This is a genomic window from Dyadobacter sp. CECT 9275 (assembly GCF_907164905.1).
Taxonomy (GTDB): domain Bacteria; phylum Bacteroidota; class Bacteroidia; order Cytophagales; family Spirosomataceae; genus Dyadobacter; species Dyadobacter helix.
Genome location: NZ_CAJRAF010000001.1, coordinates 1,100,102 through 1,118,679 on the forward strand (window position 1 = coordinate 1,100,102; position 18,578 = coordinate 1,118,679).

The window sequence follows — 18,578 nt, forward strand, 5'->3', positions numbered from 1 at the left end:
ATCACTGATATGAAAAAGTATGTCTATCTATTCTTTCTGACTTGTTCTTTTCTTTCGTGTCAGGTGCTGGACGAAAAGGTAAAGGGCCTGGTGACACCCGAGACTTATTACACGACGGCCGAGGAACTGGAGGGTGCTGTGGTACCTATTTATAACAAACTCGTGAATCTTTATGACCGGACGGGCCGGGTTACCTGCGCGATGTATGGTGCAGACGACGTTACCACAAGCAAAGCACTACCCGACCTGGTCGAATATGAGGTTTTCAAACCTACCGGAGCCAACGCATGGCTTAAGTACTGGTGGAGCAATGCCTATGGAGGTATTAACAGTGCCAACAATGTCATCGTAAACTCCAGCAAGGTGCCCGATTCCGAAGCCAAAAATCAGGCCCTGGGGCAGGCTTATTTTTCAAGGGCGTGGCTCTATTTCTATCTCGTGCGGATTCACAACAAGATTCCGTTGATAACCGATATCACTGCGCATCCCGATATCAAACGTTCCGAGCCGAAGGAGGTCTATGATCTGATTGTTTCTGATTTGCAAAAGGCTGAAAAGCTGCTTCCCGATTCATGGACAGGGTACAGATCCAACATAGCGATGACGAGCGGCACGGCCAAATCCACCCTTTCACTGGTTTATCTGACCATGGCAGGGTATCCTTTAAAGGATGAATCGAAATATGCATTGGCTGCGGAAAAAGCGAAGGAAGTGATCGATAACTCGGGCAAGTGGGGATACAAACTGGTGACAAATTTTGCTGATCTTTGGACCAAACAGCGCTTCAACGACGAAATTGTATTTGGCCTTTTTTATAACAACAGCAATGGAGATGCCAATCAATCGGCACCCCTGTGCGGCGCTCCGGCTGAATATTCTGGCTGGGATTACTATTTTGCCGAACTCAATTTTTACAAGGCATTCCCGGCGGGCGCAAGAAAGGATGCTACGTTCTGGACAAAATTCCCGATCGAAACCAAGGACTCCGTCGTTATCAAAGACTGGACCCAGTTGCAGCAGAAACATCCATACTATAAAAAGTATATAGAGATCGATGGATACGACTGGACAAAGCCCTGGGTTTACATCGACTGGAACTCCAGCCGCACCAATGTACTGATGCGTTATGCGGAAGTGCTACTGATCTATGCCGAGGCCAAGGCCATGAGTGGAGCGCCTGATGCGACTGCATATGCGGCAATCAATCAGGTAAGAAAACGGGCAGGGCTGGCAGATCTGACGGCGGGCTTGAACAAAGAAGCTTTCCGGGATGCGGTCATTGCGGAACGGGGCTGGGAATTTGCAGGCCTCGAACCAAACGGCAGCAGATGGTTTGATTTGGTGCGGACTGAGGGCGTGGAAAAGGCCGCTGCTGACCGCGATGCCAGTGAAATACCTCTTTCCGTTACTCCGACCAAGGCGAATTATTTTGCTCCGATTCCTGACGGCGAAGTTTTGCTTAATCCTAATCTGGCAAAATAGAAACGATAAAGCAGAAGAGTGATTTGTCGCGGGTTACTCGCAAGGGTAGCGCGCGGCAGGTCATTTTCTCAAAATTAAATCTCAATGCTTTATAGAATCGGTAAAAGGCACCTTTATCATGATGCGTTGTCTTTCAGGAAAGTCTCTTTGGCTGTTGACCTGTCGCTTTTCCGGTAAAAGCCGGTACTGCCATAGCGGATCTTTCCTGGGGAGGTGTCGCCCTTGAGTCTCCATCCGGAAACGAAGTATACCTGCACGTTTTGCGAAAGCCTACTTCAAAAACAATCCGGCTGCCCACTGCGGCTGATGGCAGAAAATTCAGTTCCGCAAGGCTGCTGAAAAGTAAGCACAAGCTTAACCTTGTGTATGATGGCTCCGAATTGTTGCTGGAGTTGAGGGGTGATGATCAATGGGAAGATCTGGATACGGTCATCACGTTGAGATAAATATAAATCATTTTTTTCCGGAGCATGCCTTGCCGGGATCATCGCTGTATTAGTGTATATAATCTTTTCCTTACCGGCATCTCTTTCTGTCACGGTGTTTTAACATTTCGTTCAAATAAAATCTTTATGAAAAGAAGCTTTCGCTTGTGGCTGTTGCTGGCTTTGACCACAATGGCATGGGGTTTCAGAGCAGACGATTTACCTTTGTCACCTCACGTACCTTCTAAACTGGATATTAAAAAAGGAGCCCGCATCGCGTTGATCGGCAATACGCTTGCGGACCGGATGCAGGAAGATGGATGGCTTGAAACCTACATACAATATCGCTTTCCTGATAAAGATATCAGCTTTCGTAACCTTGGCTTTTCGGCTGACGAAGTAGTGCTCAGGTATCGCGAGGAGGCCTTCGGTACGCCTGATGAATGGCTTACCCATGTTGGCGCAGATGTCATTTTTGCTTTTTTTGGTTTTAATGAATCCTTTTCTGGGGAAAGTGGTCTGCCGCGATTCAAAAAAGACCTAACAGATTTTATAAAACACAGCAAGCAACAGAAATACAACGGACAATCGGCTCCCGAGCTCGTATTGTTTTCACCGATCGCCAACGAGAACCTTAAAAGCAGGTTCCTGCCAGACGGGAAGGAAAACAATAAGCGCATTGAAATGTACACGAAAGCAATGGCCGAAGTGGCTGCATTGGAAGGTGTTATGTTTGTTGATCTGTACAAGGTTACAAAAAAGCTATATGTCGATAATGAAGGAAAGGATCCTTTTACTATCAATGGAATACACTTCAATAGCAAGGGCAACAAAGCCATTGGGGACGCTATTGATACGGAACTTTTCGGGCCCGCACCGGACCGGAATAAACAGAAAATTGCAGCATTGAACACCGCCGTAAAGGATAAGGATTTTCATTGGTTCAACCGCTACCGGACCACGGATGGCTATAACGTATATGGTGGACGTTCGTGGCTGAGCTGGGGAGGAAAGTCCAATCGTGATGTGATGTTACGTGAAATGGAAATGTTCGATGTCATGACCGCCAATCGGGATAAAATCATCTGGCAATTGAATAAAACCAAACCGAAACTCGCGGAAGACGGAAGAGAGCTGGCTTATCCAAGACTCAAACCGGATGACAGTAACCTGCCTGAGCCGTTGCATGTTGATTCCTACGAATCAGGCGTTCGAACCCCCAGAACGGCCCCCTATAAATACCTTGGCGGAGAAGAAGCGATAGGGAAAATGACCATCCCGGCTGATCTGAAGATCAATCTGTTTGCCTCCGAGGAGCAGTTTCCTGATCTGATTAACCCCATGCAAATGGCATTTGATGCGGACGAGCGACTTTGGGTAGTGACCTGGCCTACCTATCCGCACTGGAATCCGCGAGGTGAACTGAACGATAAATTACTCATATTTCCTGACGACGACGGCGATGGCAAAGCAGACCGCTCCATTGTATTTGCCGACAGCCTGAACAGCATTACCGGCTTCACATTCTGGAACGGCGGGGTTGTGGTGGCGGCACCTCCTCTTTTGTATTACATGAAAGACACAAACGGGGACGATGTGGCCGATTACAAAGTACGTTTGCTTGATGGCCTGTCGAGCGCAGATTCACACCACAGTGCAAATAGTTTTCAGCTCGGAGCTGACGGCGCTTTGTATTATTCACGAGGCATTTTTAATAAAAAGGCGCTGGAAACACCCTACGGCCCATTCCGGTCCGCAGCAGACGGCATCTACCGGTTCGATCCGCTCACTTTTGAATTCAGCTTTCACTTTCCTGTGGGCCCCAATCCCCATGGCGATGTCTTCGACCAATGGGGTTATCAGTTTGTTACCGATGCGACTGGTGGTACCGGTTATTACGTCAATATCGGAAAGGGTTTCGGGGCAAGACAGCTTTATGAGCAGAAGGTGAGGCCTGTGCCAGGTATAGGTATTCTTTCGAGCGAGCATTTTCCCTCCAAGTATAACAGTCAACTACTCATTGCCAATGTGATTGGTTTTCAAGGGATTAAAATGCATAACTTCAAGTATCAGGGTGCGGACATAAAAGCTGTTGAAACGGGAGATCTGGTCTCATCAACCGACCCCAATTTCCGTCCCAGCGGCATGGGAGTCGGCGGTGATGGCGCGTTATACATACTTGACTGGCAGAATGCGCTCATTGGGCATATGCAGCACAATATGCGTGACCCCGGTCGTGACCATACCCATGGCCGGATCTACCGGCTCACTGCCAAAGACCGCCCGCTATTAAAACCCGCCAAAATGAAAGGAGCCACCGTTGGCGCAATACTTCAAAACCTTAGATCGAAACAAAACGGCACGCGGGAAATAGCGAGAGCGGAATTAACTGGTCGGCCCACTAATGAAGTACTAACTGCAGTAGATAAATTCTGCGCGGTTCTGGATCCAAAGAAACCTGCCGATTACCAGCCGCTGCTGGAATGCCTCTGGATTTATGAGATGCATCGGGTTCCCAATAAGGCGCTGCTGGCAAAAGTGTTCAGCATTTCGGATGCCAGGACCCGGTCGGCAGCCGTACGCACACTCGGTCACTGGGGCCCGAAAGTGGAAAATGGTATTGACATTCTTAAAAAAGCCATAGCCGATCCGGAGCCCTTGGTACGTGCACAGGCAATTCAGGCAGCAACAGCGTTCAAAAGTCTGGCAGGGGCTGAAATAATGATGGCTTCCGAAGGTTATCCACTTGATATCCAAATGGATGAGCAGATTTCGGCCGCCAGGAAATCACTGGATCAGTACTGGCGTCTTGCATTGAAAGAAGGGGTGCAATTGTCCAGATCCGGGACAGCATTTGTCCTGAAACATGGCACACCGACTGAGATCGCTTTGATCAAACAAAACGAACAGATCAGCAGGTCATTGCTGTCACAAAAGCAAGTCCCATTCGGCATTGCAACCGATGCTGTTGAGAATATCCGGAAGCTCACCGGCAAAGACAAGGCGACTATTTTACTGGAGCTGATCAGCAAAAAGCAGGAGCTTGCCCCTGCCGTGTACCAGATGCTGGCGCAACTCCCCAAAGATGAGGTGATAAAAAACAAGGCCATGCTGACCGCCCTGCTTCTGAACGAAGGCCAACCTGCACAAGCCCGTACAGGTGCTGCCAGCGCTTTGCTTCGTGCTGGCGTTCCCTCGGGAGACTTGTTTGCAAAGACGACATCAAGTGCCAAAGGCAAGGCTGCTCTATTGAATGCCATCCAGTTGCTGCCGGAGGGAACGGAGCGAGATATACATTATCCCCAAGTAAAGTCGCTTTTGACGCGGCAGAGTGCCGTACTTAACACAAAAGTACCCGTGAGCAATATGATGGGAAGATACGTGTACATCATACTTCCTTATAACAACGCCACGCTTTCCCTGGCGGAGGTAGAGGTGATCAGCGGGGGCAAAAATGTGGCCATTGGGGCCAAAGCGCGGCAGTCTGGTGTTGCAGGAGGCCGGTCAGCCGACCATGCCATCGATGGTATCAAAGGTGATAATCCGGACAATTACACCCAGACAGAAACTTTCTGGAATCAGTGGTGGGAGGTTGATCTGGGCAAATCATACAACATCAGCCAGATCAATATCTGGAACAGAGAGGATTGCTGTATGGAGGGCCTTGATAATTTTACCATCAAGATACTGAATGAGAATTATGAGGTGATTTTGAAAAAGGAAGGAAATAAACAGCCTGAGCCTTACACAGGTCTCCTCGTTTCGGAAATGGCATCACAGCAAAGTCTGGCTCAGCTGGCCATGTCTACCATGCTGACCATGCCGTCGCACCAGTCAGATGCATTGAATGATCTCGCCCGACTGCTGAACGAGGGTAAAATGGCGGGAGCTGTCATGAATACCATGGGCGGCCTGGATCTAGAAGGACTTTCAGGCGATAAGATCCGGAACCTTGCCGACAACATTCTCAGGAACCTGGAAAGCGTCCCGCCTTTTGACCGGGATCAGGATACATTCAAAAATGGCACTGAACTCATGTTCAAGCTTTCCATGAGGCTACCAGCGTCGGAAAAGACAATGATCAACAACCGCCTCCGGAATATCCAGATGGTTGAGATTTCAATCAATTCCATCGCAGAACAAATGCGTTTCGATATCAATGAATTTAAAGTGCTGGCGGGACAGCCGGTGAAGATTACCTTCAGAAATCCTGATGCCATGCCGCACAATGTGGTAGTACTCAATCCCGGCAAAGCAAAGGAAATAGGAGAACTGGCTGGTACAATGGCCGACGGTTTTGCGAAGAATTACGTCCCCGAAAGTAAGGATGTATTGGCTGCTACCAAACTCGTGAAGGGCGGACAAACCGATGTCGTGAAATTCATGGCTCCTTCCAAACCCGGAGATTATGAATACATCTGTTCCTTTCCGGGCCATTGGTCTATGATGAAAGGTACGATGAAAGTAAGGCCTGTCGGTGACGGTGATTTTGAGAAATACAGGGTTACGTACAAAGGAGATGCCGGACCTGGTTTAGGCAAGAAGATTGTTTTCATAGCTTCCGACCATGAATACCGGGGCGAGGAGACTTTGCCAGCACTGGCGCGTATTCTCGCCAAACGTTATGGATTTACCTGTACGGTCGTGTATGCTTTGGATCAGAACGGGCATATTGAACCGGGTGGAAATGATCTCCGGGGGCTGGATGTTCTCGATGATGCAGACCTGATGTTTATCTTCACCCGTTTCTCTGATTTGCCGGATGAGGAAATGCGCCACATCGACAACTACCTCAAAAGAGGCGGGCCGGTTATTGGACTCCGGACTGCTACGCATGCTTTTAACAATATCGGCAATGCAAATTGGGAGCATTACTCGTATGATTACAATGGTCCGAAAAAAGCCTGGAAGCATGGTTTCGGAGAATTTATCCTTGGAGAAACCTGGGTTTCTCACTACGGGAACAATCATAGCCAATCTTCCCGGCTACTGATCGAAGATGACCGCCGGGAACATCCCGTTCTTAGGGGTGTAAAAGATATGTGGGTGCAGTCGGGTGGCTATACGGCATACCCCGAGGGAATGGTGCTGGCCCGTGGACAGGTTCTGAACGGTATGACTCCCACTTCCGAAGCCGACAAAACCAAAGAGCTGCTTCCCGTAGCCTGGGTGAGAAGTTATATTCTCGAATCAGGGTCTACCGGGCGAGTATTTGCTACTACGCATGGAGCGTCTGAAGATATTCTGAATGACGGTTTCAGGCGGATGCTGATCAATGCGGTTTTCTGGTCCATGGAAATGGAAAAGGATATCCGGCCAGACAACGATATCAGTTTCGTTGGGCCGTACAAGCCAACCACCTTCAATTTTAACGGCAACAAGGAAAATGTAAAACCGGCCGATCTGGCGGGTTGGGATTCACTGATCATGCCGGGGCAATTCCGGACAAAATAGAAAAGCTCACCTAACCATTTTTTTGCTCTCACTTTTAGGCCTCAATATGCACGAAAGTCCACAGAAGTTTTTTATCTCAATCTTAGTTTGCCTGCTGGCTGTTCAGCAAGTGAGTGCGAGAAACTACTACCTGTCGTCAGCGGGAAATGATACCAGAAACACGGGAGTGTCGACTGCATCTCCGTGGAAAAGTATTGAGAAACTGAATTCCAAAATTCCGGTTTTGTCGCCCGGCGACTCTGTTTTTTTCAGAAGAGGAGATATTTTCAAAGGCAGTATTAATATCAATTCGAGCGGCAGGGCCGGGTCACCGGTTTATTTCGGGGCCTGGGGGAAGGGTAGTAAGCCCGTCATTTCGGGACTGGAACGAATCAGCGGATGGAAGAATGTTTCCCGTCATATATGGGAGGCTGTTTGCCAGGCGTGTGGGACCGAGTTTACTAATTTCATTGTGAACGGCAAGCGACAACCGATGGGAAGGTGGCCGAATGCAAGTGCACCCAATCGCGGCTATTTAAAAGTGAAATGGGCATCTGGAAATAATCGCCTGGTTAGTCCCGATATCCCTGATCCTGGCCGCTGGCAAGATGCCGATTTGGTGATCCGCACCAATCGGTGGGTGCTGGAACGGCTACCGATTCTTTCCTCGAAAAGAGATACCATTACCACTTCTCCGACCTCCTACGACATCGATAAGGAATTTGGTTTTTTTATTTCAAATCATCCTTTAACGCTGGACCAGCAGGGAGAATGGTTTTTCGACAAGCATACAAAGAAGATCCTGCTGTTTTCAAAAACTGATCCTTCGAAACTTATGACGGAAGCGGCCGTGGAGAAAGCGTTGGTTCGCATTGAAAAACAGCAGTTTATCACCATCGAAAATCTGGTGTTCAAAGGAGCACTCCATTACGCAGTAAGCGCAACTGGCGCCGGAGATATCGCGATCAGGAATACCGAAGCGGTCATTTCGGGTATCGACGCCATATTTTTCGATCATTGTAATCACACTTTGTTCGAAAAAAATAAGGTCGGGTTTGCCAACAGCTCGGGATTGATGTTTGCCAATTGCCGTAATACATTGATCAGAAATAACGATGTCAGGAATATAGGTTTGGTGCCGGGAATGGGTTCTGGTGGGTCAAGCTACAATTACAGCGGAATTGCCATTTATGGTGCTTCGAACCTGCTCGAAAACAATCGCATCGACAGCGTGGGTTACCACGGTCTGCGGTTCGACGGAGATTCGATGACGGTTCGGAACAATGTCATCTCCAATTTCTGTATGGTTAAGGACGATGGAGGCGGCATCTATACCTGGGGTGAAGGAAATAGTACATCTGAGGCGCGGAGGAGCATCATTGGAAATGTGGTTTTCAACGGGATCGGCGCTGCACACGGCACGGATGATACCCTGCGCGTTTCCGCTGAAGGTATTTATGTAGATGACAAATGCAACAACGTTGATGTAATCGGTAACACGATTTTCAAGTGTGGTAATGTTGGTATTTTCATACACAATTCCAGTCATGTCAGTATCCGGGATAATGTATCCTACGACAACGGAATTCAGTTTCAGTTGCTTTCAGCAGGCATGCCGCTTTTTCCAATCCATCATTGTGAAGCTAAAAACAACACTTTCGTGGCAAGGAAGGCAAACCAGCGGGTGGCTACATTCATTACCGATAAGTCCTGGCAGGATATCGGCACTATGGGTGCGCTGGATTCGAACTACTATTGCCGTCCCGCCGATCCGGAAATGATCATTCTGAGTTCATACAAATCCGGTCAGTATGACGTGAACAAAACCTATTCGCTTAAGGAATGGAAACAGATATCTGGTAAGGACCAACATTCGGCCGGGGCGCCACTGCATTTTTCCTACACGATTCGGAGAGTATTTCCGGAAAGAAAACTCACCTATGGCTTTTATAACGCAGGGCTTGATATCTGGTACCCCGGGGAAACGGCCGATAGCAAAACGGTTGCGCATTTGCTTGGTGAAGGGCTGAAAGAAGGCATGAATAAATGGGCGATTGCTTCTACGGACTGCGCTTTCAAGCCGGGCGAAAGCAACCGTTTTTTACTGAGATTCGAAGCCAGAGGTTCAAAACCGGGTGAGATCATCAAAGCGAATTTCAAAACCAGAGACAACCAGATCCTGTATACCAGGGAATTCAGGCTGGATGGGCAATTCAGGCAAAATGAGCTTTTGTTTATACCCACGCGCCGAAACGAACCTTTCGAACGTGTCAATTTTGAATTCAGCGATGCGCTATCTCCGGCATGGGTAAAAAATATCTCTTTCCAGGAGGCAGAAGTAACTATTCCCAACCCTGCGAATCACATTTTTTTCGTGGTGAATGAAACGGGACTTCCTAAAACAGTACCGCTTGGGAAAAAGCTCGTAGATGTTACAGGGAAAAGCGCCGGGAGTTTCATAAAGTTAAAACCTTATGCATCAGCAGTATTTTTCATAAAATAGAATGCAATACATTTCTAAATTATTGATTGTGAGAAAATTCTCGAAGGTTTTCTTTTTTATGCTGCCGCTCTTTTTGAATAGCTGCGAAAAATCCGATACCGACACCTCCCTGTCCCTGCCGAAAATAAGCGTTGATGAAAATCCTGGTGCCAAGCCGCTTTCGCCAGAGAAAACCATGAAATCCATAAGGCTTCCGGAAGGTTACCACCTGGAACTGGTTGCCAGTGAGCCGATGATCACCGAGCCGGTGGCGATTGCCTGGGACGGTAACGGGCGCATGTTTGTAGCCCAGATGCAGACTTACATGCAGGACATCAATGCCACCAACGAGAATCTGCCGGTAAGCCAGATATTGTTGTTGGAGGATACCGACAATGATGGAAAAATGGACAAGAAAACGGTCTATATCGACAGTCTGGTACTGCCCCGAATGATGCTTCCGCTTGATGACAGGCTGATCGTTGGTGAAACCTATTCCAACAATCTGTTTAGCTACCGCGACAAAAACGGAGACGGACAGGCAGATGAAAAGTTACAGGTATACAAAAACGATACACGTGATAACTGGAATCTGGAACACCAGAAAAGCGGATTAATATGGAATGTCGACAACTATATCTATGTAAGCACCGGACAGGTTCGTTACCGTTTCGATGGGACAAAAATGATCGCCGATAGCTTGCCGGAGGGGTCAAGAGGCCAGTGGGGACTTACCCATGATAACTATGGACGACTTTTTTATTCGCTTGCCGGGGGAGAGATACCGGCCATGGGTTTTCAGCAGAACCCGGCTTACGGGGATCTTGAATTCTACATGTCGCAATGGGAAAAAGGATTTGAACAGGTCTGGCCCATCCTTTCCACTCCTGATGTCGAAGGTGGGGTTCACCGCCTTCGTGAGGACAGCACGCTAAATCATTTTAGCGCCAGCTGCGGGCAATCGGTTTTCCGGGGAGACCGTCTGCCCGGTGATCTTATCGGCGATCTGCTGATCTGTGAACCTGTAGGCCGGTTGATTCGCAGAGCAAAGGTGATGAACACCGGTGGTAAAAGGATGTTGAGAAATGCATATCAAGATACTGAATTCCTGGCATCCACCGATATGAATTTCCGGCCTGTAAACACGGCAACCGGACCGGATGGGAATCTGTACATCGTGGATATGTATCGGGGGATTATCCAGGAGGGGACTTACACAGGACCATCTTCTTACATCAGGCCGCAGATATTGAAAAAAGGGCTGGATAAAAATGTTGGCAGAGGGCGCATTTATCGTCTGGTTCATGATGGGTACAATCGCGGAAGCAAGCCGCAGATGCTGGATCAGCCAAGTACCAGGCTGGTACAATATCTCTCACATCCCAATGGTTGGTGGCGCGACAATGCACAGAAGCTGCTGATCCTGAGAAATGCGAGGGAAGTTATTGCTGAACTCCGTAAGGTGGCAGCGTGCTCACTATGGGACCGAATCCCGTTTTTTAAAAATAACAACCGGCATTTGGGAAAAATACATGCTTTGTGGACACTGGATGGCTTGGGCGCGCTTGACCAGAAAACGCTCTTCGAAGCTTTGGAGGATCCGGATACTCAGGTGAGGAGAACTGCCGTCCGGCTCAGCGAAAACTATCTCAGAAAATCAGATCAACAGGTATTGTACAGACTTGCTGAAATGCAAACAGATCCGGATGTAGACGTGCGCACGCAGCTCGCGCTTTCCCTGCGGTACTTTCAGACAAATACTTCCAGACGAATGCTTGAAACCATTTTAAAGGGAGACAGTAAAAATGAGATGATCGTGAGTGCTGTCAAAGGATCTCTGGGTAAGTGGGAAACAGTAAAAGAAATCGATTTACAGACAAACGGTCTCTCGGCTTCTGACAAAGCGCTGATTCAGAAAGGTGCTGTCATTTTCAAACAGCTTTGCGCCACCTGCCATGGTTCTGACGGGAAAGGCCTCCAGCTCGGAGAAACCGGAATGGCAGCACCACCGCTGGCAGGTTCTCCAAGAGTAAGGGGAGAAAAAAGGATTCTGATCAAAATACTGCTTTCTGGGTTGACCGGCCCAGTAGACGGGAAAACCTATCCGGGCATTATGCCAGAAATGCAAAGAAACGACGATGACTGGATTGCCGCCGTAGCCAGTTACATCCGGACCAATCTGGGAAATAATTCTTCCGTGATCACCACCGAAGAATTGATCGCCATCAAGGCAAAAGAACCGGGGCATTACGAGCCATGGACTTTGAAAGAGCTCGGGTTGAAAGACAAATAGCCGATACGTGAAAAGCCAATGAAATTATATGGTCCTTCTTCGTTTTGCGACTCCTGAAAAGTTTATTACAACCAGACTTGAAATCGTATTGAAATATGGGGATGTAAAAGCCCACGGCTATTTTTAACCGATAGATAACATCGCACATGATGAACCACTTTTTTCGCCGGATTCGATTGATTCTTGCTATCCTCTTAATAATCAGGGGTTTTAGTTTCGGACAGCAAATCTTCGTCAGCACTACCGGAAATGACCGTAACACAGGTACTTTCCAAAAACCACTAGCCACGCTGACCGCCGCACGAGACAAAGCGCGGCTCTTCAGAAAGCGTTCGGCTCTCAAAACTCCGGTTGAGGTTATCGTCAAAAAGGGGGAGTACCGGATGAAAGGACCATTGATGCTGACGGCGGATGACTCGGGAACCCCGGAGTCGCCGCTGATATTCAAAGGAGAAGCAGGAAGCATGCCCGTTTTCAGCGGCGGGAAAACGCTTGGGAAGTTTGAGAAAGTGAATGAAGGTTTGTGGAAAATGGATATTGCCGAGGTGAGCGACTATGGCTGGTATTTTGAGCAGCTTTTTATAAATGGCAAGCGGGCACAAAGGGCACAGGCGGTCAATGACCTTTTCATCAAGCAGGTACTTTCAGTGAAGGAAACGGTAGTACTGATCGACTCCTCTTTTTCACACGATTTTGCAGTCCAAAAAGTAACCCTGCCGATAGAAAGTACGAAATGGCTGAATGGCCTTTCAAAGGCTGAGTTGGAAGATGCTGTGATCACCTTTTACCACAATTGGGATAATACGCGCCGGCGCATATCGGCATATAGTGCTAAGGATACAGCCATTTATGTAACCGGACAAGGCCAAAAACCCTGGAACGGAATTAATTCCAATTCACTGTACAATCTGGAAAATATAAAATCGGCACTGGACGCGCCGGGGGAATGGTTTCTGGAAAGGCCTGGTACGCTATACTATAAGCCGCTTCCGGGAGAAACCATTGAGCAAACGAAGGCAGTGGTTCCGGTTTGTGAGCAACTGATTGTGATCACCGGAGATGAAAAACAAGATCGCCGGGTGTCCAATATCCGCTTTGAAAACCTCTCGTTCCAGATGACGAAATACCAGATGCCACGCTCCGGGGAGGAACCTGCGCAGGGTGCACATCATATCGGTACAGCGGTTGTGCTGGATAATACGGACCAGGTCTCCTTTGTGAATTGTGAAATTGCCCATACCGGAGGGGGAGCAATCTGGTACCGGAAGGCTTGTACCAACGGCAGGGTTGAAAGATGTTTCCTGCACGACCTGGGAGCGAGCGGGGTCAAGGTTGGGGAGCTTTCGCAGCCACTCAGGAATGAAGATCTCACCAGGTTCATTACTGTTGACAATAACATTATGTCGGGCGGTGGAATGGTATTTCCCTGTGCCGTGGCCGTCATGATTTTCAACGCCAGCGACAACGAAATCACACACAACGAAATCAATAATTATCAGTATTCCGGCATTTCGGTAGGCTGGACCTGGGGGTATAGTGCCAGTCCTGCCAAGCGGAATAAGATTGCGTTCAATCACATCCACCACCTGGGCTGGGGCGTGCTGAGCGATATGGGGGGCGTGTATACCCTGGGTGTGTCAGAAGGGACAGTGGTGAACAACAACGTGATCCATCACATCTATTCGTTTGACTATGGCGGGTGGGGGCTCTACACCGATGAGGGTTCAACGGGTATCCTGATGGAAAATAATCTGGTCTACAATTGCCGGAGCTCGGGTTTTCACCAGCATTACGGGAAAGAAAATATTATCAGAAATAACATCTTTGCCAACAACATCAACGCACAGCTGCAGGCCACACGGATCGAAAAGCATCGTTCGTTTTCGTTTACCAATAACATTATCTATTTCAATACCGGCGATCTGCTGAGTAACGGCTGGGACGAAGTCAATATTCTTACCGACCAGAATTGTTACTGGGATCCGCGCTCCACAGCGATCAAATTCAAGAAACAAAGTTGGGCAGCGTGGCACTCCAGCGGGAAAGATGTACATTCTGTGATAGCAGATCCTGGTTTCAGAAATGTGAAGGCATTCGATTTTACCCTTACGAATCCGCAGTTAATGCAACAAATCGGTTTCAAGCCGTTCGACTATTCCCTGGCAGGTGTATATGGTAGTGCCGGTTGGAAGGCAAAAGCAAGGCTTGATCCGGCACTCGAACGGGTTTTCGATGAAGTGGTAACGGTGCGGGAGAAGGACAGAAAGTAATGCCGCGCGGTAGTCGCCAGCACTCCCTGTTATTTTAGTAATTCTGAGAAAACCCGGGTAACATACACCGATCGCGGAACGAGTGTTTGCGTGAGTGGTGCGCTGCTGCGAAAAATGAAAGTCAGCCTTGGGCAGGATGGAATCGGGTGTCATCAAGTATTAGCGGTTGCCAGATTGATTTTTTTGGAGACGGCAGGTTTATTTTTTGCCAAGGCATGTCTGCTGCTGCTGCCCACTGTATTACCAGTATATACCACAAGTAAATATCCGCAGCTGTCTCAGGACGGACGTGAAACTTTTTGTGACCATCAGTTAAAACAATGTACCGTAAGCCAGCGCTATTAATTTTCGTTTGCATACTTCTTGTGATCGGTTGTACCACGGCTATGAAAACGACCGTATTCCGGTCGCCAGAAAAGAAGGCAGTAAACCTGTACCCTTCCGCTGCATATCTTTCGCCGGAGGAAACAATCCATTCGATCACTTTACCCGAAGGATATCATCTTGAACTCGTCGCCAGCGAGCCGATGATCTCAGAACCGGTTGCTATGGTATGGGATGCCAACGGCAGGTTGTTTGTGGCGGAGATGCGAACTTACATGCAGGACATTGAAGCCACTGGTGAGAACCTTCCCACCAGCAGGATCTCCCTTTTGGAAGATACCAACGGGGACGGCAAAATGGATAAGAGCTCTGTATTCATTGATAGTCTGGTTTTGCCAAGAATGATGCTTCCACTGAACGATCGGCTCATTGTAGCCGAAACCTATACCGGAAACTTGTATAGTTACCGGGACACCAATGCCGACGGAAAAGCAGATGAAAAGATACTGGTTTACAAAGATGACCAGCGCGATAACCGCAATCTGGAACATCAGGAAAGCGGATTGATCTGGAACATAGACAATTGGATTTACGTGAGCAACGGGCCTATCCGGTATCGTTTCGAAAATGGCCAACTCCGGTCCGACACGCTGCCGGATCATTCCCGGGGCCAGTGGGGACTTACCTACGACAATTATGGAAGGCTGTTTTACTCGGCCGCCGGTAGCGAAAATCCGGTGTTTGGCTTTCAGCAGAACCCGGCCTACGGCGAACTGGAGTTTTACCGGGATCAGTGGGAAAAGGGTTTCGAAAAGGTATGGCCCGCTATCGCAACCCCGGATGTGGAAGGAGGTGCTAAGCGTTTGCGCGGAGATAGTACACTGAATCATTTCACAGGTGCTTGCGGTCAGTCGATCTATAGAGGAAACAGGCTTCCCGCTGATCTGGTTGGCGATTATATTATTCCCGAACCGGTTGGTCGGCTCATCCGTCGCGCGAGGGTTACCAATCAGAATGGTAAAAGGGTGTTGAAAAATGCTTACGAGGGTGAGACCGAGTTCCTCACATCTACAGACATGAATTTTCGTCCCGTGAACACGGCGACCGGACCCGATGGCTGCCTCTATATTGTGGACATGTACCGGGGTATTATTCAGGAGGGTACCTGGACAGGCCCGAAATCCTATCTCAGGCCTCAGATATTGAGCAAAAAACTTGATAAGAACATCGGTCGGGGACGAATTTACAGGTTGGTGCACGATGACTATAAGCCTGATAGAATACTTCCTCTTCTGAAAGCAACAGATTCACAGCTTGTCAGCTATTTGTCTCACGCAAATGGCTGGGTACGTGACAATGCCCAGGTGCTTCTCATTTCACGGAACGCTGCGAACGTAATTCCAGATTTGCGTAGGTTGGCAGAGGGACGCACATCATTTCTTTCAGGCGTGTTTTCGGGAAAGAAAGAGGCAGACCACCTTGGCCGTCTTCACGCACTCTGGACATTGGAAGGACTGGGTTATGTGGAAAAGGATTTTTTGAAAAAAGTCCTTCAGGACGAACACCCGCAACTCCGGAAGGCTGCCATCAGGATACTTGAACCTTACGTGAAAAAAGGTGATACAGAGGTACAGAATTGGCTGGAAACCCTCAAAGACGATCCGGACTATGATGTGCGCATCCAGATCACGCAATCACTTCGCTTTGTCAACAACGATAAATCGCGGGAATTACTGGCCCATATTATTAATCAAAGCCCTGGAAACGAAATGCTTACCGCCACCGTGCGGCAGACTCTGGGCGTATTGGAAATGGTGAAGCCCCTTGCGGTCTATACCAAAGGTTTCAGCGCCGCTGACAGCACCCTGATTACCAGAGGATCGGTCATTTTTAAAGAGCTCTGTTCAACCTGTCACGGAGCCGATGGAAAAGGTATACAGCTGGGCGAGAGCGGTATGGCTGCGCCACCGCTTAGCGGATCGGCAAGGGTAAGGGGGGAGAAAGATATCCTGATCAATATCGTCATGTATGGTTTGATGGGGCCGGTTGATGGCAAAACTTATCCCGGAATGATGCCTGAAATGAAATCAAATAATGATGAATGGCTTGCTTCTGTAACCAGCTACATACGTACCAACCTGGATAACAGCGCATCGGTGGTGAGCACTGCCGATGTGACGCGAATACGTAAGACCGTTCCCGACCGCTGGGCGTGGACTTTGAAAGAACTTGGCCTTGAAAAATAACGATCCGGGCACACCGGGAAATTAAACCCTGTTTAAGAAGATGAACAAATTGTACCTGAGTGTTTGTTTTTTTTTAGTAATTGTTTGGGTGACAGGTTGTAACAAGACCGGTGAGGCTCCTGAAAAATATGGTGCTCTCCCCAGTGAGAGACAACTCGCCTGGCACAAGCTGGAAAACTATGCATTCCTCCATTTTACCGTAAATACCTTTACCGACAAGGAATGGGGTTATGGAGATGAGGCGGAATCGGTTTTTAATCCGACCGATTTCGATGCGGATCAGATCGTGGGTACTTTGAAAAAGGCGGGCTTCAAGGGAGCCATTCTTACCGCCAAACACCACGATGGGTTTTGTCTGTGGCCATCCATGTTCACTGAACACTCTGTAAAGAACTCGAAATGGAAAAACGGAAAGGGGGACGTAGTCAGGGAAATCTCGGATGCCTGTAAAAGACATGGTATTAAGTTTGGCGTATATTTATCACCGTGGGATAGAAATCATGCGGATTACGGCACACCGAAATATGTCGAATATTACCGCAACCAGCTCCGGGAACTGCTTACCGGGTATGGCGAGATCTTCGAAATCTGGTTCGACGGGGCCAATGGCGGGGATGGGTATTATGGAGGAAAAAGGGAAGTCAGGAAGATAGACGCGAGTAACTATTATGAATGGGAAAAAACCTTGAAGATTGTGCGCGAACTGCAGCCCAACGCGGCGGTGTTCAGCGACGCCGGACCGGATATACGCTGGGTTGGAAACGAGGGGGGCTATTCCAATGACACCTGCTGGGCGACTTATACGCCCAGTCCCCGGGAAGGATTTACCAGGGCCTGGGCCGGGACCACGAAAGACTGGGAGGGGGAGAAGGGGCATATGAATGGAAAGTATTGGATGCCTGCCGAAACGGATGTGTCCATTCGAAAGGGATGGTTCTACCATGATTCTGAGAACAGCGACAAAGTGAAAAGTGTGGATAGTCTGGTGAAGATTTATTTCAAATCGGTTGGAAACGGAACTTCCCTCAACCTGAACCTCCCGCCCGACAAACGGGGAAAAATCCATCCGACCGATTCTACCAACCTCATGGGACTTAAAGCATATCTGGATGAAGGATATAAGCACAATTTCCTCGCGGACAGTAAGATATCAGCAGGCGAAAACGGGGGATCTGTAAAGATCTCATCCTACGAACTTACCGACAGTGACGACGAAACCTATTGGTATAACGGGAAAAACACAAATGCCAAGGTAATCACTTTTGAACTGGAGAAGGAAGCGGAATTCAATTGTTTTATGCTGAAAGAATATATTCCGCTCGGGCAGCGGGTTAAATCCTTTTCCATTGAAGTGTTTGACGGGGAAAAATGGAAGGAAATGGCCCGCGGAGCAACAATCGGTTATAAACGGCTTCTGAAGTTTCCACCCCAAAAAGCGAAAAAGATAAGGGTGTTGATAAAGGATGCGCTGGCTACACCGCTCATTGCGGAAACAGGGCTATATCGTTTCCCGGACTTGAAAAGGAAATGAGCTGCATGATGCAGGTTTTTTTGGGAGGGTAAAATCGAAATATAAATGGAGGTTCATGGTTGGTGGCTGTTTTTCAGATATCGGGCGGAATC

10 protein-coding genes are annotated in these 18,578 nt (G+C 48.4%); 8 read left to right on the top strand and 2 right to left on the bottom strand.

Annotation, left to right across the window (positions count from 1 at the left end; genetic code table 11):
• The first annotated feature begins 9 nt into the window (after window positions 1-9).
• Entirely contained in the window at window positions 10-1,482 is a 1,473-nt protein-coding gene (locus tag KOE27_RS04545) for a RagB/SusD family nutrient uptake outer membrane protein (RefSeq protein WP_215237649.1), read from the top strand.
• Between the two features lie 116 nt (window positions 1,483-1,598).
• On the opposite strand, the gene KOE27_RS04550 is transcribed toward KOE27_RS04545, so the two are convergent.
• Entirely contained in the window at window positions 1,599-1,739 is a 141-nt protein-coding gene (locus tag KOE27_RS04550) for a hypothetical protein (RefSeq protein ID WP_215237650.1), read from the bottom strand.
• An 18-nt stretch (window positions 1,740-1,757) separates the two neighbouring features.
• Window positions 1,758-2,021: a hypothetical protein gene (locus KOE27_RS04555; protein ID WP_215237651.1), complete on the bottom strand. Its 264-nt coding sequence runs from the start codon at window positions 2,019-2,021 to the stop codon at window positions 1,758-1,760.
• 33 nt (window positions 2,022-2,054) lie between these two features.
• On the opposite strand from KOE27_RS04555, the gene KOE27_RS04560 reads away from it, so the two are divergent.
• The 7 genes from KOE27_RS04560 (at window position 2,055) to KOE27_RS04590 (ending at window position 18,486) form a co-directional block, all read left to right on the top strand.
• Window positions 2,055-7,361, top strand: coding sequence for a PVC-type heme-binding CxxCH protein (locus KOE27_RS04560; RefSeq protein ID WP_215237652.1), 5,307 nt, complete (start codon window positions 2,055-2,057; stop codon window positions 7,359-7,361).
• Window positions 7,362-7,383: 22 nt separating this feature from the next.
• Window positions 7,384-9,843: a right-handed parallel beta-helix repeat-containing protein gene (locus tag KOE27_RS04565; protein WP_215237653.1), complete on the top strand. Its 2,460-nt coding sequence runs from the start codon at window positions 7,384-7,386 to the stop codon at window positions 9,841-9,843.
• A 1-nt stretch (window position 9,844) separates the two neighbouring features.
• Complete coding sequence (locus KOE27_RS04570; protein ID WP_215237654.1) at window positions 9,845-12,115, top strand: DUF7133 domain-containing protein; 2,271 nt, start codon at window positions 9,845-9,847, stop codon at window positions 12,113-12,115.
• A gap of 146 nt (window positions 12,116-12,261) precedes the next feature.
• Window positions 12,262-14,385, top strand: a complete 2,124-nt coding sequence (locus tag KOE27_RS04575; RefSeq protein ID WP_215237655.1) for a right-handed parallel beta-helix repeat-containing protein — start codon at window positions 12,262-12,264, stop codon at window positions 14,383-14,385.
• Window positions 14,386-14,499: 114 nt separating this feature from the next.
• Entirely contained in the window at window positions 14,500-14,730 is a 231-nt protein-coding gene (locus KOE27_RS04580) for a hypothetical protein (RefSeq protein ID WP_215237656.1), read from the top strand.
• Between the two features lie 41 nt (window positions 14,731-14,771).
• A complete protein-coding gene (locus tag KOE27_RS04585; protein ID WP_229252640.1) occupies window positions 14,772-16,955 on the top strand; it encodes a DUF7133 domain-containing protein in 2,184 nt (727 codons plus the stop codon).
• Window positions 16,956-16,995: 40 nt separating this feature from the next.
• Complete coding sequence (locus KOE27_RS04590; RefSeq protein ID WP_215237658.1) at window positions 16,996-18,486, top strand: alpha-L-fucosidase; 1,491 nt, start codon at window positions 16,996-16,998, stop codon at window positions 18,484-18,486.
• Window positions 18,487-18,578 lie beyond the last annotated feature (92 nt).

Excerpts from the sequence above, each read along its gene's own strand:
- KOE27_RS04590 (WP_215237658.1), top strand. The coding sequence starts at position 16,996 with ATGAACAAATTGTACCTGAGTGTTTGTTTTTTTTTAGTAATTGTTTGG.
- KOE27_RS04575 (WP_215237655.1), top strand. The coding sequence starts at position 12,262 with ATGATGAACCACTTTTTTCGCCGGATTCGATTGATTCTTGCTATCCTC.
- KOE27_RS04545 (WP_215237649.1), top strand. The coding sequence starts at position 10 with ATGAAAAAGTATGTCTATCTATTCTTTCTGACTTGTTCTTTTCTTTCG.
- KOE27_RS04570 (WP_215237654.1), top strand. The coding sequence starts at position 9,845 with ATGCAATACATTTCTAAATTATTGATTGTGAGAAAATTCTCGAAGGTT.
- KOE27_RS04560 (WP_215237652.1), top strand. The coding sequence starts at position 2,055 with ATGAAAAGAAGCTTTCGCTTGTGGCTGTTGCTGGCTTTGACCACAATG.
- KOE27_RS04580 (WP_215237656.1), top strand. The coding sequence starts at position 14,500 with ATGAAAGTCAGCCTTGGGCAGGATGGAATCGGGTGTCATCAAGTATTA.
- KOE27_RS04585 (WP_229252640.1), top strand. The coding sequence starts at position 14,772 with ATGAAAACGACCGTATTCCGGTCGCCAGAAAAGAAGGCAGTAAACCTG.